The sequence below is a fragment of the Pseudomonas sp. KB_12 genome, assembly GCF_052114545.1.
Classification (GTDB): Bacteria; Pseudomonadota; Gammaproteobacteria; order Pseudomonadales; family Pseudomonadaceae; genus Aquipseudomonas; species Aquipseudomonas brassicacearum.
In genome coordinates, this window is the sequence record NZ_JBFREY010000038.1 from 13222 (window position 1) to 30883 (window position 17662).

The 17662-nt window shown below is 61.8% G+C and carries 12 protein-coding genes; all 12 read left to right on the forward strand.

The genetic code is table 11. The features are described 5' to 3' along the window. Positions 1-18 precede the first annotated feature (18 nt). On the forward strand, positions 19-1083 hold the full coding sequence (locus tag AB4Z20_RS24050; RefSeq protein ID WP_214510899.1) for a pilus assembly protein PilM: 1065 nt from the start codon (positions 19-21) through the stop codon (positions 1081-1083). Then, positions 1083-1649: a PilN domain-containing protein gene (locus tag AB4Z20_RS24055; RefSeq protein WP_258690225.1), complete on the forward strand. Its 567-nt coding sequence runs from the start codon at positions 1083-1085 to the stop codon at positions 1647-1649. Before AB4Z20_RS24050 ends, AB4Z20_RS24055 begins: the two co-directional genes overlap by 1 nt. Further along, positions 1646-2269, forward strand: coding sequence for a type 4a pilus biogenesis protein PilO (gene pilO / locus AB4Z20_RS24060; RefSeq protein ID WP_214510897.1), 624 nt, complete (start codon positions 1646-1648; stop codon positions 2267-2269). Before AB4Z20_RS24055 ends, pilO begins: the two co-directional genes overlap by 4 nt. Next, on the forward strand, positions 2266-2793 hold the full coding sequence (locus AB4Z20_RS24065; protein ID WP_253471097.1) for a pilus assembly protein PilP: 528 nt from the start codon (positions 2266-2268) through the stop codon (positions 2791-2793). The genes pilO and AB4Z20_RS24065 overlap by 4 nt, the downstream gene beginning before the upstream one ends. Positions 2794-2806: 13 nt before the next feature. Beyond that, positions 2807-4897 carry a type IV pilus secretin PilQ gene (pilQ, locus tag AB4Z20_RS24070; RefSeq protein WP_442090700.1) on the forward strand — a complete coding sequence of 697 codons (2091 nt, stop codon included), beginning with the start codon at positions 2807-2809 and terminating at the stop codon, positions 4895-4897. Between the two features lie 4 nt (positions 4898-4901). After that, positions 4902-5420 carry a shikimate kinase AroK gene (gene aroK / locus AB4Z20_RS24075; protein WP_024616288.1) on the forward strand — a complete coding sequence of 173 codons (519 nt, stop codon included), beginning with the start codon at positions 4902-4904 and terminating at the stop codon, positions 5418-5420. A gap of 148 nt (positions 5421-5568) precedes the next feature. Then, positions 5569-6669 carry a 3-dehydroquinate synthase gene (aroB, locus tag AB4Z20_RS24080; protein ID WP_253471101.1) on the forward strand — a complete coding sequence of 367 codons (1101 nt, stop codon included), beginning with the start codon at positions 5569-5571 and terminating at the stop codon, positions 6667-6669. 9 nt (positions 6670-6678) lie between these two features. After that, on the forward strand, positions 6679-8259 hold the full coding sequence (locus tag AB4Z20_RS24085) for an AAA family ATPase (protein ID WP_253471102.1): 1581 nt from the start codon (positions 6679-6681) through the stop codon (positions 8257-8259). Between the two features lie 349 nt (positions 8260-8608). Then, positions 8609-13057: a glutamate synthase large subunit gene (gene gltB / locus AB4Z20_RS24090; RefSeq protein ID WP_253471104.1), complete on the forward strand. Its 4449-nt coding sequence runs from the start codon at positions 8609-8611 to the stop codon at positions 13055-13057. Positions 13058-13090: 33 nt separating this feature from the next. Beyond that, positions 13091-14509 (forward strand): FAD-dependent oxidoreductase, encoded by a 1419-nt coding sequence (locus AB4Z20_RS24095; RefSeq protein ID WP_003196992.1) that lies wholly within the window; start codon positions 13091-13093, stop codon positions 14507-14509. A 267-nt stretch (positions 14510-14776) separates the two neighbouring features. After that, on the forward strand, positions 14777-15844 hold the full coding sequence (gene hemE, locus AB4Z20_RS24100) for a uroporphyrinogen decarboxylase (protein ID WP_018603491.1): 1068 nt from the start codon (positions 14777-14779) through the stop codon (positions 15842-15844). A 342-nt stretch (positions 15845-16186) separates the two neighbouring features. Continuing rightward, a complete protein-coding gene (gbpA, locus tag AB4Z20_RS24105) occupies positions 16187-17653 on the forward strand; it encodes an N-acetylglucosamine-binding protein GbpA (protein WP_442090701.1) in 1467 nt (488 codons plus the stop codon). Positions 17654-17662 lie beyond the last annotated feature (9 nt).

Sequence of the window (17662 nt, forward strand, 5' to 3'; positions counted from 1 at the left end):
AGTCATAGGGAATTGGTAGTGCTACGACTCTTCAATAAAAAAGCCCATGCGCTTCTGGGGATCGACATCAGTTCGACGTCGGTGAAGCTGCTGGAGTTGAGCCGCCAGGGCGATCGATACCGCGTCGAGTCCTACGCGGTCGAACCGTTGCCAGCCAACGCCGTGGTCGAGAAGAACATCGCCGAGCTCGAAGGGGTGGGGCAGGCGTTGTCGCGCCTGTTGGCCAAGGCCAGGACGCCCTTGCGTAGCGTGGCAGTGGCCGTGGCGGGTTCGGCGGTGATCACCAAGACCATCGAGATGGACGCCGGGTTGTCCGACGATGACATGGAAAACCAGCTCAAGATCGAGGCCGATCAATACATCCCCTATCCCCTGGATGAGGTGGCCATTGATTTCGAAGTGATAGGTGTTTCGCCACGCAGTGCCGAGCGCGTCGAAGTGCTGCTGGCGGCGTGCCGCAAGGAAAACGTCGAGGTCCGCGAGGCCGCGTTGGCGCTCGCCGGGCTGACGGCCCGGGTGGTCGATGTGGAGGCTTATGCGCTGGAGCGTGCTTTCGGCCTGCTCGCCACCCAACTGGCTGCCTCCCAGGAACGGCTGACTGTGGCGGTTGTAGACATCGGCGCCACCATGACCACCCTCAGCGTGCTGCACAACGGGCGCATCATCTATACCCGCGAACAATTGTTCGGCGGTCGCCAACTGACCGAGGAAATTCAGCGCCGCTATGGTCTGACACCCGAGCAGGCCGGCCTGGCAAAGAAGCAGGGTGGCCTGCCGGACGATTATCTCAGTGAGGTGCTGCAACCTTTTCGCGAGGCCCTGGTACAGCAGGTCTCGCGGTCCTTGCAGTTCTTCTTCGCCTCGGGCCAGTACAGTGCGGTGGATCACATTCTGCTGGCCGGGGGCTCGGCTTCTGTCGCCGGCCTGGATCGGCTGATCGAGCAGCGCCTGGGCACGCCGACCCAGGTGGCCAACCCGTTTACCAACATGGCCCTGAGCAGCAAGGTCAATGCCGGYGCCCTGGCCGGTGATGCGCCGGCACTGATGATTGCCTGTGGGCTGGCCCTCAGGAGTTTCGACTGATGGCGCGGATCAACCTGCTTCCCTGGCGCGAAGAGCTGCGTGAAGAACGGCGTAAACGCTTTTTGCTGGCCTTGGTGGGGGCGCTGGTCGGTGCGGTTGGCATGGTCCTGGTCGCGGCCCGGTACTTCGACAGCGCCATCGACCATCAGGTCGCTCGCAATAGCCATCTCTCCGAGCAGATCGCCGTGCTGGACGAACGCATCAAGCAGATCAGCGAATTGAAGGCCCGTCGCCAGCAATTGTTGGAGCGCATGCGCATCATCCAGGACTTGCAAGGTAACCGGCCGGTCAGCGGGCGCATCTTCGACCAATTGGTGCGAACCCTGCCGGACGGGGTGTATTTCACTGAGGTGAAGATGGAAGACGGGACGCTCTCGATCAAGGGGGCCGCGGAATCGAACAACCGGGTCTCGGACCTGATGCGCAACCTGGACTCGTCGGACCTGTTCGACACGCCCAGCCTGACGGAGGTCAAGGCCACCACCGCTGGGCAGCTCGACCAGGCCAACGTCTTCCAGCTGACGGTTCGCCAGACTCGCCCGGCCGATGCGGAGGACGCCCAATGAAGCCTGGGGAGTGGCTCGACGCACTGCGCAAGATCGATCTCAGTGACCTGGACACCAACAACATCGGTTCCTGGCCCGCGCCGATCAAGTGGCTGGCGGGTGTCCTGCTGGTGGTCCTGGTGCTGGGGCTGGGCTATAACTTTGCCTTGAGTGACCTGGAGAACCAGTTGCAGCAGGTGCGCGAGGAAGAAAACACCCTCAAGGCGCAATTCGCGGGCAAGGCCCACATGGCCGCGAACCTGGAGCGCTACACCGAGCAGATGAAGCAGATGGAAACGTCTTTTGGTGTGCTGTTGCGGCAATTGCCCAGCGATACCGAAGTGCCGGGCCTGCTGGAGGACATTACTCGCACCGGCCTGGGCAGTGGCCTGGAGTTCGAGGAAATCAAGCTGCTACCGGAGGTCACCCAGCCGTTCTACATCGAGTTGCCGATCCAGATCACCGTGACCGGCGGCTACCACGACCTGGCGACGTTCGTCAGTGGGGTGGCGGGGTTGCCCCGGATTGTCACGCTGCATGATTTCGAGATCGCACCGATGGAGCCCGAGGCCGGCGCGAAGCTGCGCATGAGCATCCAGGCCAAGACCTACCGGTACAACGAGCAGGAGGCGCAACCATGAGGCCGGTGTGGCGCATCTGCCTGCTGGCAGGCCTGGTCGCGCTGGCGGGCTGCGGTAACGACAATGGTTTCAGCGACCTGGACGCCTACATGAACGAAGTGCGCCTGCGGCCACCCGGCAAGATCGAGCCGACGCCGACGTTCAGGCCCTACGAAACCTTTACCTACAGTGCCGCCAACCTGCGCAGCCCGTTTTCCCGGCAGGTCCGCGTGGACCAGGCTGAACGGCAGCGGGGCTCGCGCAATGTCCGGCCCGACCCGAACCGGGTCAAACAGTACCTGGAAGGCTTCAACATCGAGCAGTTTGAAATGGTCGGTACGATCTCCAACGCCAGTGGCTCCTTCGCGCTCCTGCGGGGCGCGGGCGGGGTGCATCGGCTCAAGGTCGGTGACTATCTGGGGCGCAACGACGGGCGGATCGTCAACATCAGTGCCACCCAGGTCGATGTGGTCGAAATCGTTCCCGATGGCGAGGGTGCCTGGCTGGAGCGACCACGGACCATTCCTTTGAAAGAGCATTCATAGTGGAACTCGAACAATGAACAGGTTTTTTTCAGCCCTCGGTATTTCGCTATGGATAGCGCTGTTGTCGCCGATGGTTCTCGGGGCAAGCCTGAAGACGTTGGATGTGGCGGCGTTGCCGGGGGACCGTGTCGAGTTGAAGCTCTCCTTCGACGGGCCGCCGCCGCCGCCCCGGGGCTACACCACCGAACAACCGGCGCGGATTGCGCTGGACCTGCCGGGCGTGACCAATCAACTTTCCAGCAAGCGCCGCGACCTGGGCGGGGGCAATGCACGCAGCGCCACGGTGGTCGAGGCTGGGGATCGTACTCGGTTGATCATCGGCCTTACCCAGCTGGCGCCGTATGACACCCGGATCGAAGGTAACAACCTGTTCGTGGTGGTTGGCAAGGGCGTCGCCCCGAAGACCGTCGCCCCGAAGAACTCCACCACCCAGCCCCCGCGCCCGGCGGTTGCCAGCGCTGCGCCTGCGAGGGCCAGTGCGCCGGCGGGCAAGGCGATCCGAGGAGTGGATTTCCAGCGCGGGACCCAGGGCGAAGGCAACGTCGTGATCGACCTGTCTGATCCGTCCATCGCCCCGGATATCCAGGAGCGCGAAGGCAAGATCATCCTCAATTTCGCCAGGACCCAGTTGCCTGAGCCGCTGCGCGTGCGCCTGGACGTCAAGGACTTCGCCACCCCGGTGCAATTCGTCAATGCCAGCGCCGGCAGCGACCGGGCGACCATCAGCATCGAACCCAGCGGGACCTTCGACTACTCGACCTACCAGACCGATAACAAGCTCACTGTCAGCGTCCGGCCCATGACCGTCGACGACCTGCAAAAACGCAACGCCGACCGCGCGGCCTACAGTGGCGAGAAGCTCTCGCTCAACTTCCAGGACATCGAGGTGCGTTCGGTCCTGCAGCTGATTGCCGATTTTACCAACCTGAACCTCGTGGCCAGCGACACGGTGCAGGGTGGCATCACCTTGCGGTTGCAGAATGTGCCCTGGGACCAGGCGCTCGACCTGGTGCTCAAGACCAAGGGGTTGGACAAGCGCAAGGTCGGCAATGTGCTGTTGGTGGCTCCGGCCGATGAAATTGCCGCGCGTGAACGCCAGGAGCTGGAGTCGCAGAAGCAGATTGCCGACCTGGCGCCGCTGCGGCGTGAGCTGTTGCAGGTCAACTATGCGAAGGCGGCGGACATCGCCAAGTTGTTCCAGTCGGTGACCAGTGCCGAGGCCAAAGCCGATGAGCGCGGCTCGATCACGGTCGATGAGCGAACCAACAACATCATTGCCTACCAGACCCAGGACCGCCTCGACGAACTGCGCCGGATCGTGGCGCAACTGGATATTCCGGTGCGCCAGGTGATGATCGAAGCGCGGATTGTCGAAGCCAACGTCGACTACGACAAAAGCCTGGGCGTGCGCTGGGGTGGTTCGGTACAGAACCAGGGCAACTGGAATTCCTCCGGGGTCACCAACGGCACTTCCACCACCATCGGCACCCCGGGCAGAACCGGCACCAACCAACCGTTCGTCGACATGGGCACCTCGGGCAACACCTCGGGCATCGGCATCGCGTTCATCACCGACAACGTATTGCTGGACCTTGAGCTGACGGCCATGGAGAAAACCGGCAACGGCGAAATCGTCTCCCAGCCCAAGGTGGTGACGTCCGACAAGGAGACGGCAAAGATCCTCAAGGGCACGGAAATTCCTTATCAGGAAGCCAGCTCCAGCGGTGCTACGTCGGTGTCGTTCAAGGAGGCTTCGCTGTCGCTGGAGGTGACCCCGCAGATCACCCCGGACAACCGGATCATCATGGAGGTCAAGGTCACCAAGGATGAGCCGGACTACCTGAACAAGGTGAATGATGTGCCGCCGATCAAGAAAAACGAAGTCAATGCCAAGGTCCTGGTCAATGACGGCGAGACCATTGTGATTGGTGGGGTTTTCTCAAATACTCAGAGCAAGGTTGTAGATAAGGTGCCATTTCTTGGCGATGTGCCGTATCTTGGCCGCCTTTTCCGGCGTGATGTGGTTTCGGAGAAAAAATCCGAGCTGCTGGTGTTCCTCACTCCGCGTATCATGAATAACCAGGCGATTGCTGTGAGTCGTTGATTCTGTGCGAAATTTGATTCTTGTTGGGCCGATGGGCGCTGGAAAAAGCACCATCGGCCGTTTGCTGGCCAAAGAGCTGCGCCTGCCGTTCAAAGATTCCGACAAGGAAATTGAATTGCGCACGGGCGCCAATATCCCATGGATTTTCGACAAGGAAGGCGAACCGGGCTTTCGTGACCGTGAGCAGGCGATGATCGCCGAGCTGTGCGCGTTCGATGGCGTGGTGCTCGCCACCGGTGGCGGCGCGGTGATGCGCGAAGCCAATCGTCGGGCGCTGCATGCTGGGGGACGAGTGGTCTATCTGCATGCTTCTGTCGAGCAGCAGGTGGGGCGCACCGCTCGGGATCGCAACCGCCCGCTGTTGCGCACCGCCGACCCGGCCAAGACCCTGCGCGACCTCCTGGCGCTGCGTGACCCGCTGTATCGGGAGATCGCCGACCTGGTGGTGGAAACCGACGAGCGGCCGCCGCGGATGGTGGTGCTGGACATTCTCGATCGCCTTCAGCAACTGCCTCCCCGTTAATGCGCTTGGCGAAATGCGCTATCCTCGACGTCCCGTCATGGCCCGCCTGGGGCGTGGCGGATGGCCATTAACTGGCGTCAGAACAAGCTCCGTGGACTTTCGTTAATTGCAGGCAGGACGCCTGATTCCATCTTCACTGTGGGGACACATGCAGACACTTAAGGTCGACCTGGGCGAGCGCAGCTACCCGATTCATATTGGCGAAGGCTTGCTGGACCAGCCCGAACTGCTGGCGCCGCATATCGCCGGGCGGCAAGTGGCGATCATTTCCAATGAAACCGTCGCGCCCCTGTATCTGGAACGCCTGATCCGCAGCCTGTCGGCCTTCTCGGTCATTTCCGTGGTATTGCCCGACGGCGAAGCCTTCAAGAACTGGGAAACCCTGCAACTTATTTTCGACGGCCTGCTGACTGCGCGCCACGATCGTCGCACCACGGTGGTTGCCTTGGGTGGCGGTGTGATCGGCGACATGGCCGGTTTTGCTGCCGCCTGCTATCAGCGTGGCGTCGATTTCATCCAGATCCCCACCACGCTGCTGTCGCAGGTCGACTCGTCGGTGGGCGGCAAGACCGGGATCAACCATCCGCTGGGCAAGAACATGGTCGGCGCGTTCTATCAGCCCAACGTGGTGCTGATCGACACCGCCACCCTCAATACCTTGCCGGCCCGCGAACTGTCTGCGGGGCTGGCGGAAGTCATCAAGTACGGGCTGATCTGCGACGAGCCGTTCCTGGGCTGGCTCGAGGATAACGTCGACCGCCTGCGCGCACTCGATCAAGCAGCCCTGACCTACGCCATCGAACGCTCCTGTGCCGCCAAGGCTGCCGTAGTCGGTGCCGATGAGCGTGAGTCGGGGGTGCGCGCCACCCTCAACCTGGGTCACACCTTTGGCCATGCCATCGAAACCCACATGGGCTATGGTGTCTGGCTGCACGGTGAAGCGGTTGCGGCCGGTACGGTCATGGCCCTGGAGATGTCTGCGCGCCTGGGCTGGATCAGCGAACAGGAGCGTGATCGCGGTATTCGTCTGTTCCAGCGCGCCGGGCTTCCGGTGGTTCCGCCCGAGGAAATGAGCGAGGCGGATTTTCTTGAACACATGGCAATCGACAAAAAAGTGATCGACGGTCGTCTGCGTCTGGTGCTGCTGCGCCACATGGGCGAAGCGGTGGTGACCGACGATTATCCGAAAGAAGTTCTACAGGCCACGCTGGGAGCGGACTACCGCGCCCTGGCTCAGCTTAAAGGTTAATAAGATCCGATGACTAGTTTGCATGCCGACGAGGCTTTCCTCGGCCATTTCCAATTGAGTCATGACCCTTTCGCACCGCGGGTCCCGGGCTTCAAGTTCTTTCCTGCACAGCGCAAGCCGGTGCTGGGCCAGTTGCATCACCTGGCGCGCTACAGTCAATTGCTGCTGGTGGTCACCGGTCCCCAGGGCAGCGGCAAGACCTTGCTGCGCCAGGCGCTGGTGGCCAGCACCAACAAGCAGTCCGTGCAAAGCGTGGTGGTGTCGGCCCGTGGCGCCGGCGATGCAGCCGGTATATTGCGTCAGGTGGCCCAGGCGCTGAACGTCGCGCAGGCCGAAGTCGGTGCAATTCTCGATCAGATCGTGCAACTGGCGCTGACCGGGCAGGAAGTCTATCTGCTGGTGGACGATGCCGAGCAACTCGACGAGTCGGCCTTAGAGGCCCTGCTGGCCTTGGCGGCCGGGGCGCCGGAGGGTCGCCCTCATGTGTTCCTGTTCGGTGAGTCGTCGCTGATCGCTGATCTGGACCAATTGAACCTTGAGGAAGAGCGCTTCCACGTCATCGAGCTGGCGCCCTACACCGAGGAAGAAACGCGCGAATACCTGGCCCAGCGTCTTGAGGGTGCGGGCCGGGGTATCGAACTTTTCACCGCCGATCAGATCTCTGAGATTCACGAAAGCGCCGACGGTTGGCCTGGCAACATCAACCAGGTCGCCCGCGATGCTCTGATCGAAGTCATGATTGCCAGCCGCTCAGCGGTGAAGCGTCCAAGTATGGGGTTCAACATGCCGAAGAAACACGTATTGGCTATTTCCGCCGTCGTCGTGGTCGCGGTTGCCGCCGCCTGGCTGATGCCGGGTCGCACCAAGGCACCCACCACGGGTGCCCCTGCCAACGAACAGGCGCAACTGCCTCTCGGCCAAGGGACGCCGCAACCCAACGGTGGTGCGCCGGCAGTGGAATTCGCCGGCAACACCCAGCCGATGCCACTGCCGCTGGTCGGCCAGTCGCAACCGGTCATGCGCGGTCCTCTGGCTGAAGCGGCCGGTGGCATCACCGAAGGCGACGACGGCGCAGCGCCACCGGTCGACGACAGCAGCGACGTGCCGCCGACCGTGACCACCACCGCACCGCCTGTGGGCGTGCCGGCCGGTCCTGCCCCGACACCTGCCCCGGCTGCCAAGCCGACTCCGGCGCCGACCCAGCTGGCCACTGCCAAGCCTGCCCCGGTTCCAGCGCCTGCCACCAAGCCGGCGGCGCCAGCACCCGCAGCCAAGCCTGCTGCTGCCCCGGCCAAGGCCACGGGCGGTAGCTGGTACGCTGGCCAGGCACCGGGCAACTACGTAGTGCAGATCCTCGGCACCAGCTCCGAAGCCGCGGCACAGAGCTTCGTCAAGGAGCAGGGCGGCGAGTACCGCTATTTCAAGAAAGTCCTCAACGGCAAGCCGCTGTATGTCATCACCTACGGCAGCTTTGCCAACCGTGATGCAGCCGTTTCCGCCATCAAGGCCTTGCCAGCGAAGGTTCAGGCTGGTAAACCTTGGCCTCGCACTGTCGCCAGCGTCCAACAGGAACTGGCAGCAACTCGCTGAAGATTCGGCGGCCTTACCCAGGCCGCCTCTCCCGGCAACCTCAAAATTTCCGCAGGGGCGGGCGACCTTTCAGGCCGCGCGCCTTGTGGTGTCTGCGTCACAGTAGTGTTTGAGTCGTAGCGGTCGAACCCAAAAAAGTTTTGACTAGCACAGCATATAGCTTTAAACCTTTCATAAATGCGACATGGATTTGCGACAGTTCGTCGTCAAATTTGTGAGCCTCTGTGTCGGTGTGTACAATGACCTCCCTTTTGCCCCCGCAAAGCTGGCGTACGTTCGGCGCGGTATGCAACTGGTTGAATTGAAAAGAATTTGCCTCGATTAGAGGCAGCCTGGTGAGAAAGTGTCTATGAAAGCAGGTCTGTACCAACCAGATGAATTCAAGGATAACTGCGGTTTCGGCCTGATAGCTCATATGCAGGGCGAGCCCAGCCACACCCTTTTGCAAACGGCCATTGAGGCCCTGACCTGCATGACCCACCGTGGTGGGATCAACGCCGACGGCAAGACCGGCGACGGTTGTGGCTTGCTGATTCAAAAACCCGACGAGTTCCTGCGTGCCATAGCCCAGGAAACGTTTGGCGTGACCCTGCCCAAGCAGTACGCCGTGGGCATGGTGTTCTTCAATCAGGACCCGGTGAAGGCGCAAGCGGCTCGCGAGAACATGAATCGCGAGATCCTGGCCGCTGGCCTGCAACTGGTCGGCTGGCGCAAAGTGCCGATCGACACCAGTGTCCTCGGCCGCCTGGCGCTTGAGCGCCTGCCGCAGATCGAACAGGTGTTCATCGCCGGCGAAGGCCTGAGCGACCAGGACATGTCGATCAAGCTGTTCAGCTCCCGTCGTCGTTCGTCCGTGGCCAATGCCGCCGACACCGATCACTACATCTGCAGCTTTTCCCACAAGACCATTATCTACAAAGGCCTGATGATGCCGGCGGACCTCACCGCCTTCTATCCGGACCTGAGCGACGAGCGCCTGAAAACCGCGATCTGCGTGTTCCACCAGCGCTTCTCCACCAACACCCTGCCGAAATGGCCGCTGGCCCAGCCATTCCGCTTCCTCGCCCACAACGGCGAGATCAACACCATCACCGGCAACCGCAACTGGGCCGTGGCCCGTCGCACCAAGTTCGCCAACGACCTGATGCCCGACCTCGAAGAACTCGGCCCGCTGGTCAACCGCGTGGGCTCGGACTCCTCGAGCATGGACAACATGCTGGAACTGATGGTGACCGGTGGTATCGACCTGTTCCGTGGCGTGCGCATGCTCGTGCCGCCGGCGTGGCAGAACGTCGAGACCATGGACCCGGACCTGCGCGCCTTCTACGAATACAACTCCATGCACATGGAGCCGTGGGATGGCCCGGCCGGCATCGTCATGACCGACGGTCGCTACGCCGTATGCCTGCTGGACCGTAACGGCCTGCGTCCGGCGCGTTGGGTCACCACCACCAACGGGTTCATCACCCTGGCGTCGGAAATCGGCGTCTGGAACTATCAGCCTGAAGACGTCATCGCCAAGGGCCGCGTAGGCCCGGGCCAGATCTTTGCCGTGGACACCGAGACCGGCCAGATCCTCGACACCGACGCGATCGACAACCGCCTCAAGTCCCGTCATCCGTACAAGCAATGGCTGCGCAAGAATGCCCTGCGCATCCAGGCGACCATGGAAGACAACGACCACGGCTCGGCGTTCTACGACGTCGACCAGCTCAAGCAGTACATGAAGATGTACCAGGTGACGTTCGAAGAGCGTGACCAGGTGCTGCGTCCGCTGGGCGAGCAAGGCTACGAAGCGGTCGGCTCCATGGGTGACGACACGCCGATGGCCGTGCTATCGCAGCGCGTGCGCACGCCGTACGACTATTTCCGCCAGCAGTTCGCCCAGGTGACCAACCCACCGATCGACCCGCTGCGCGAAGCGATCGTGATGTCCCTGGAAATCTGCCTCGGTGCCGAGCGCAACATTTTCCAGGAGTCGCCGGAACACGCCTCGCGGGTGATCCTCAGCTCGCCGGTCATTTCCCCGGCCAAGTGGCGCTCGTTGACCAACCTCGATCGCCCGGGCTTTGCGCGCCAGGTCATCGACCTGAACTACGACGAAAGCGTCGGCCTGGAAGCGGCGATCCGCAACGTTGCCGATCAGGCTGAAGAAGCCGCGCGCGCCGGTCGTACCCAGATCGTGCTGAGCGACCGTCATATCGCGCCGGGCAAGCTGCCGATCCACGCCTCGCTGGCCACCGGCGCGGTGCACCATCGCCTGACCGAAAAAGGCCTGCGCTGCGACTCCAACATCCTGGTAGAGACCGCCACCGCCCGCGATCCGCATCACTTCGCGGTGCTGATCGGTTTCGGTGCCTCGGCGGTGTATCCGTTCCTGGCCTATGAAGTGCTGGGCGACCTGATCCGTACCGGTGAAGTGCTGGGCGACCTCTATGAGGTGTTCAAGAACTACCGCAAGGGCATCACCAAGGGCCTGCTCAAGATCCTGTCGAAGATGGGTATCTCGACCATCGCCTCGTACCGTGGCGCGCAACTGTTCGAGGCCATCGGCCTGTCGGAAGAAGTCTGCGAGCTGAGCTTCCGTGGCGTGCCGAGCCGCATCAAAGGTGCGCGTTTCGTCGACATTGAAGCCGAACAGAAAGCCCTGGCGGCCGAAGCCTGGAGCCCGCGCAAGCCGATCCAGCAAGGCGGCCTGTTGAAGTTCGTCCATGGTGGCGAGTACCACGCCTACAACCCGGACGTGGTCAGCACCTTGCAAGCCGCCGTGCAGCAGGGCGACTACAGCAAGTTCAAGGAATACACCTCGCTGGTGGACAACCGTCCGGTGTCGATGATCCGCGACCTGCTCAAGGTCAAGACCCTCGACACGCCGCTGGACATCAGTGAAATAGAGCCGCTGGAATCGGTGCTCAAGCGCTTCGATTCGGCGGGTATTTCCCTGGGCGCCTTGTCCCCGGAAGCCCACGAAGCCCTGGCCGAAGCCATGAACCGCCTCGGTGCGCGTTCCAACTCCGGTGAAGGCGGCGAAGACCCGGCGCGCTACGGCACCATCAAGAGCTCGAAAATCAAGCAGGTGGCGACCGGCCGCTTCGGTGTGACGCCGGAATACCTGGTCAACGCTGAAGTGCTGCAGATCAAGGTTGCCCAGGGCGCCAAGCCCGGCGAAGGCGGCCAGCTGCCCGGCGGCAAAGTCAACGGCCTGATCGCCAAGCTGCGCTACGCGGTACCCGGCGTGACCCTGATCTCGCCGCCACCGCACCACGACATCTACTCGATCGAAGACTTGTCGCAACTGATCTTCGACCTCAAGCAGGTGAACCCGAAGGCGCTGGTCTCGGTGAAACTGGTGGCGGAAGCCGGCGTTGGCACCATCGCGGCGGGCGTGGCCAAGGCCTATGCCGACCTGATCACCATCTCCGGCTACGACGGCGGCACCGGCGCATCGCCGCTGACCTCGATCAAGTACGCGGGTGCGCCGTGGGAACTGGGCCTGGCCGAAACCCACCAGACCCTGCGCGGCAACGATTTGCGCGGCAAGGTCCGGGTGCAGACCGACGGTGGCCTGAAAACCGGCCTGGACGTGATCAAGGCTGCCATCCTCGGCGCCGAGAGCTTCGGCTTCGGTACCGCGCCGATGATCGCCCTGGGCTGCAAATACCTGCGCATCTGCCACTTGAACAACTGCGCCACCGGCGTGGCGACCCAGAACGACAAGCTGCGCAAGGACCACTACATCGGTACCGTCGACATGGTGGTGAATTTCTTCACCTACGTGGCCGAAGAGACCCGTGAGTGGCTGGCGAAGCTGGGCGTACGCTCGCTTGAAGAGCTGATCGGCCGTACCGATCTGCTGGAAGTGATCGAAGGCCAGACCGCCAAGCAGCATCACCTGGACCTGACCCCATTGCTGGGCAGCGATTACATTCCGGCAGACAAGCCACAGTTCTGCCAGGTCGAGCGCAACCCGCCATTCGACAAGGGTGAGCTGGCCGAGAAGATGGTCGACATGGCCGCTGCGGCGATCAACGACCTGAGCGGTGCCGAGTTCGACCTGGATATCTGCAACTGCGACCGTTCCATCGGCGCACGGATCTCCGGCGAAATCGCGCGCAAGCACGGCAACCAGGGCATGGCCAAGGCGCCGGTCACCTTCCGTTTCAAGGGCACCGCAGGCCAGAGCTTCGGCGTCTGGAACGCCGGCGGCCTGAACATGTACCTGGAAGGCGATGCCAACGACTACGTGGGCAAGGGCATGACCGGCGGCAAGCTGGTCATCGTTCCGCCCAAGGGCAGCGTCTACAAGACCCAGGACAGTGCCATTATCGGCAACACCTGCCTCTACGGCGCCACGGGCGGCAAGCTGTTCGCCGCCGGCACCGCGGGCGAGCGTTTTGCCGTGCGTAACTCCGGGGCCCACACTGTGGTGGAAGGCACCGGCGATCACTGCTGCGAGTACATGACCGGTGGTTTTGTCTGCGTGCTGGGCAAGACCGGTTATAACTTCGGCTCAGGCATGACCGGCGGTTTCGCCTACGTGCTCGACCAGGACAACACCTTCGTTGACCGGGTCAACCACGAACTGGTGGAAATCCAGCGGATCAGCGGCGAGGCGATGGAAGCCTATCGCAGCCACCTGCAAAACGTGCTGAACGAGTACGTCGCGGAAACCGACAGCGAGTGGGGTCGTGAACTCGCCGAGAACCTCGATGACTACTTGCGCCGTTTCTGGCTGGTCAAGCCCAAGGCTGCCAACCTGAAATCGTTGCTTTCCAGCACTCGTGCCAACCCGCAGTGATATGCGCCTGAAGAGTTTGATGAGGTTTTAACAATGGCTGAACGTCTGAATAACGACTTCCAGTTCATCGATGTCGGGCGCAAGGATCCGAAGAAGAAACTGTTGCGTCAACGCAAGAAAGAGTTCGTGGAAATCTACGAGCCTTTCAAACCCCAGCAGTCGGCCGACCAGGCCCACCGCTGCCTGGGCTGCGGTAACCCGTATTGCGAATGGAAGTGCCCGGTGCACAACTTCATTCCCAACTGGCTGAAACTGGTGGCCGAGGGCAACATCCTCCAGGCCGCCGAGCTGTCCCACCAGACCAACACCCTGCCGGAAGTCTGTGGCCGGGTGTGCCCGCAGGATCGCCTGTGCGAAGGTGCGTGCACCCTCAACGACGGTTTTGGCGCGGTGACCATCGGTTCGGTGGAGAAGTACATCACCGACACTGCGTTCGCCATGGGCTGGCGTCCGGACATGTCCAAGGTCAAGCCGACCGGCAAGCGCGTGGCGATCATTGGTGCCGGCCCGGCGGGCCTGGGCTGTGCCGACGTGCTGGTGCGTGGTGGCGTGACCCCGGTGGTGTTCGACAAGAACCCGGAAATCGGCGGTCTGCTGACCTTCGGCATCCCCGAGTTCAAGCTGGAAAAGACGGTGCTGAGCAATCGTCGCGAAGTCTTCACCGGCATGGGCATCGAGTTCCGCCTGAACACCGAGGTGGGCAAGGACGTGACCATGGAGCAACTGCTCGAAGAATACGATGCGGTCTTCATGGGCATGGGCACCTACACCTACATGAAGGGCGGCTTTGCCGGTGAGGACCTGCCAGGCGTCTACGACGCACTCGACTTCCTGATCGCCAACGTCAACCGCAACCTGGGCTTTGAAAAGTCGCCGGAAGATTTCGTCGACATGAAAGGCAAGAAGGTCGTGGTGCTCGGCGGTGGCGACACGGCGATGGACTGCAACCGTACGTCGATTCGCCAGGGCGCCAAGTCGGTGACCTGTGCCTACCGTCGCGACGAAGCCAATATGCCCGGCTCGCGCAAAGAGGTGAAGAACGCCAAGGAAGAAGGCGTGAAGTTCCTCTACAACCGCCAGCCGATCGCCATTGTCGGTGAAGACAAGGTCGAAGGCGTGAAAGTGGTCGAGACCCGTCTCGGCGAACCGGACGCCCGCGGCCGTCGCAGCCCCGAGCCGATTCCCGGTTCCGAAGAGATCATCCCGGCCGACGCCGTGGTCATCGCCTTCGGCTTCCGCCCAAGCCCGGCCCCGTGGTTCGAGCAGTTCAGCATCCAGACCGACAGCCAGGGCCGCGTCGTGGCGCCGGAGCAGGGCCAGTACAAGCACCAGACCAGCAACCCGAAGATCTTCGCCGGTGGCGACATGGTCCGCGGTTCCGACCTGGTGGTGACGGCGATCTTCGAAGGCCGCAATGCAGCGGAAGGGATCCTGGATTACCTGCAAGTCTGACCAGGCGACACAACCCCCTGTGGGAGCGAGCTTTGTGGGAGCAAAGCTTGCTCGCGATCCAGACGCCTCGGTCCTCAAGAGACCGCGGTGTTTTCATCGCGGGCAAGCCTTGCTCCCACAAAAAAAGCTCCCACAGGTGTTTTGTGGTGTTGCGAAAGTTGTGCTGCCCCGCGACAAATTGCCCCGATAGATAAAAGGCACGGCTCTTGCCGTGCCTTTTGCGTCGCGCTCTGAGAAAATGCCCGCACTTTTTTTCCGGATGCCGACATGACTGCCCTGAAGAACGACCGTTTCCTTCGCGCCCTGCTCAAGCAACCCGTGGACGTCACCCCCGTATGGATGATGCGCCAGGCCGGTCGCTACCTGCCGGAATACCGTGCCAGCCGCGCCAAGGCCGGTGACTTCATGAGCCTGTGCATGAACCCACAGTTCGCCTGCGAAGTGACGATGCAGCCGCTGGATCGGTATCCGCAGCTGGACGCGGCCATCCTGTTCTCCGACATCCTGACCATTCCCGATGCCATGGGCCAAGGCCTGTACTTCGAGACCGGCGAAGGCCCGCGCTTCAAGAAAGTCATCAGCACCCTGGCCGACATCGAGGCCCTGCCGATTCCCGATCCACAGAAAGACCTGGGCTACGTCATGGACGCGGTCAGCACCATTCGCCGCGAGCTCAATGGTCGTGTGCCGCTGATCGGTTTCTCTGGCAGCCCATGGACCCTGGCCACCTACATGGTCGAAGGCGGCTCGTCGAAGGACTTTCGCAAGACCAAGGCAATGCTCTACGACAACCCGCAGGCCATGCACCTGTTGCTGGACAAACTGGCCCAGTCGGTCACGTCCTACCTCAACGGCCAGATCCTGGCCGGTGCGCAAGCGGTACAGATCTTCGACACCTGGGGCGGCAACCTGTCGGCGGCGGCGTACCAGGAATTCTCCCTGGCCTACATGCGCAAGATCGTCAGCGGCCTGATCCGCGAGCACGAGGGACGCAAAGTCCCGGTGATCCTGTTCACCAAGAACGGCGGCCTGTGGCTGGAAAGCATCGCCGATGTCGGCGCCGACGCCCTGGGCCTGGATTGGACCTGCGACATCGGCAACGCTCGTGAGCGCGTCGGTCACAAGGTCGCCCTGCAAGGCAACATGGACCCGACCGTGCTCTACGCCAAGCCTGAAGCCATTCGTGCTGAAGTTGGGCGCATCCTGGCCAGCTACGGCAGTGGCAGCGGCCATGTGTTCAACCTCGGCCATGGCATCACCCCGGAAGTCGACCCCGAACACGCCGGCGCCTTCCTGCGGGCGGTGCATGAGTTGTCGGCGCAATATCACGTCTGATTGCGGCCCCTGTCACCCAGCCTGTCCGGACCTGTGCCGGACAGGCTTTTTTATGCGCGCTTGTTTAACGATCCGACCTAAAGCAGCCAATTGCTTCTTTTGGGTGTGTTTGTTTGTCTTTGGTTGATAGTTATTTCTGTTCGTAAGATGTTTCTCTAGTTATGTAGGGGAAATCGATTCAGAGATCATTCCTTCTATGTTGAGAGATTTATCCTACATAGGGAGTGTTCGACTTTCTATAAGGTTCCGGTCACTTGCAAGGGTGTGCGCTGAGCGTTCTGGCGCACCTTTCAAGAGGACGGTGATCCCGTCTTTCATTTTGATGACTAGTCTGGAACTTATATGAAGAATAACTTCAACAAGAGCAATCTATTAACGGGGTGTGCGTCCTCATTAGTTCTGCTGTCGGCCATGGCGGCATCCCAAGGCGCGCTTGCCCACGGTTTCGTCGAAGTACCGCCTTCCCGTGCGTTGTTGTGCCAGCAAGGCGTCAACCAAAACTGCGGCGGCGCGCAATACGAGCCACAGAGTACCGGTGAAACCTTCAAGGGTTTCCCTAATGGTGTAGGCGGTGCGCCGCTGCAGGGTCCTATCGACGGCAAAATCGCCAGCGGCGGCATTGCCCGGTTTTCTGCACTTGATGCGCAGTCGGCCACACGCTGGCACCTGACTGAAATCAGGGACCGCAACTTTGCCTTTCAATGGCAATACTCCGCCGCGCACCCTGCGACCAAACACGAATACTTCATTACCCGCGATGGGTGGAATCCAAACGAAGCGCTCAAGCGTGCCTCGTTCGATAGCGCGCCGTTCTGTACGGTGGACGGCGGTAATCAAGTCCCGGTCGGTGGTGCCAAGCACAACTGCGTCATTCCCGACAGCAAGTCGGGCCATCACGTCATCCTGGCGGTCTGGACGGTTGGTGATACCGACAATGCATTCTACGCCCCGGCGGATGTGAACATTCTCGCCGAAGCCGCATTGCCGGGCGGCTGGCAGTCGGTGGGCAGCATTGCGCCATCGACCCCATTGCTGGTGGGTGACAAGGTCAAGGCCCGGGCGTTCTCCGCGACCGGTGAAAGTGCCGAATACAGCGTAGAAATCAGCATCGACAACGCCGAGGAAGGCAAGCCTGAGAACTGGTCGTTCAAACTGGCCGAAGCCATCAACAAGGCCCATACATTGATTCGTGCAGGTGTTCGTGACGAGGAGGGCAATATCACGCCGGTCAATGGCGCCAACAGCCTGTACGCCCAGGACGAAAGCGGCGTGAAGCGCTATGAAGTGCAACTGGACATGAAGGAAGACGCTGGCGCCAGCATGGAGATTTCTTCCCTGCAGCCAGAATACGTACTCGACAAAGGTCGGGTCAGCATGGCCTTCACCGCGCAGACGAACCGCAGGATGAACCTCGAAGCCACGCTGTTCGATGAGAAGAACAAGCAGGTCGGTGTCGTTAGTCAGACCGTGGGTGAAGGCAGCACCGGCCTGAACCTGGACGTGCGCAGCGCGCCAGGCGCCCATACCCTGACGCTGGTGGGGACCACCGAAGACGGCCGCACCACGCGCCAGGACACCCAAGCGGTCACCCTGGCCGGTGAAGGCGCAGGCATCGAGTACGACTTCGTCTTCCCAGAAGGCATCACCGACTACACCGCCGGTACGAAAGTGCTGCAACCCAAGACTGACGAAGTCTTCGAGTGCAAGCCGTTCCCGGCGTCCGGCTACTGCAAGCAGTACAGCCCGACAGCGAACGGTTTCGAGCCGGGAGTCGGTGCGTCCTGGCAGAGCGCCTGGGACAAGCTGTAAGTCCTGACA

Coding starts and splice junctions, on each gene's coding strand:
- pilO (WP_214510897.1), top strand. CDS start 1,646: ATGAAGCCTGGGGAGTGGCTCGACGCACTGCGCAAGATCGATCTCAGT.
- AB4Z20_RS24065 (WP_253471097.1), top strand. CDS start 2,266: ATGAGGCCGGTGTGGCGCATCTGCCTGCTGGCAGGCCTGGTCGCGCTG.
- hemE (WP_018603491.1), top strand. CDS start 14,777: ATGACTGCCCTGAAGAACGACCGTTTCCTTCGCGCCCTGCTCAAGCAA.
- AB4Z20_RS24095 (WP_003196992.1), top strand. CDS start 13,091: ATGGCTGAACGTCTGAATAACGACTTCCAGTTCATCGATGTCGGGCGC.
- AB4Z20_RS24055 (WP_258690225.1), top strand. CDS start 1,083: ATGGCGCGGATCAACCTGCTTCCCTGGCGCGAAGAGCTGCGTGAAGAA.
- gbpA (WP_442090701.1), top strand. CDS start 16,187: ATGAAGAATAACTTCAACAAGAGCAATCTATTAACGGGGTGTGCGTCC.
- aroB (WP_253471101.1), top strand. CDS start 5,569: ATGCAGACACTTAAGGTCGACCTGGGCGAGCGCAGCTACCCGATTCAT.
- gltB (WP_253471104.1), top strand. CDS start 8,609: ATGAAAGCAGGTCTGTACCAACCAGATGAATTCAAGGATAACTGCGGT.
- pilQ (WP_442090700.1), top strand. CDS start 2,807: ATGAACAGGTTTTTTTCAGCCCTCGGTATTTCGCTATGGATAGCGCTG.
- AB4Z20_RS24085 (WP_253471102.1), top strand. CDS start 6,679: ATGACTAGTTTGCATGCCGACGAGGCTTTCCTCGGCCATTTCCAATTG.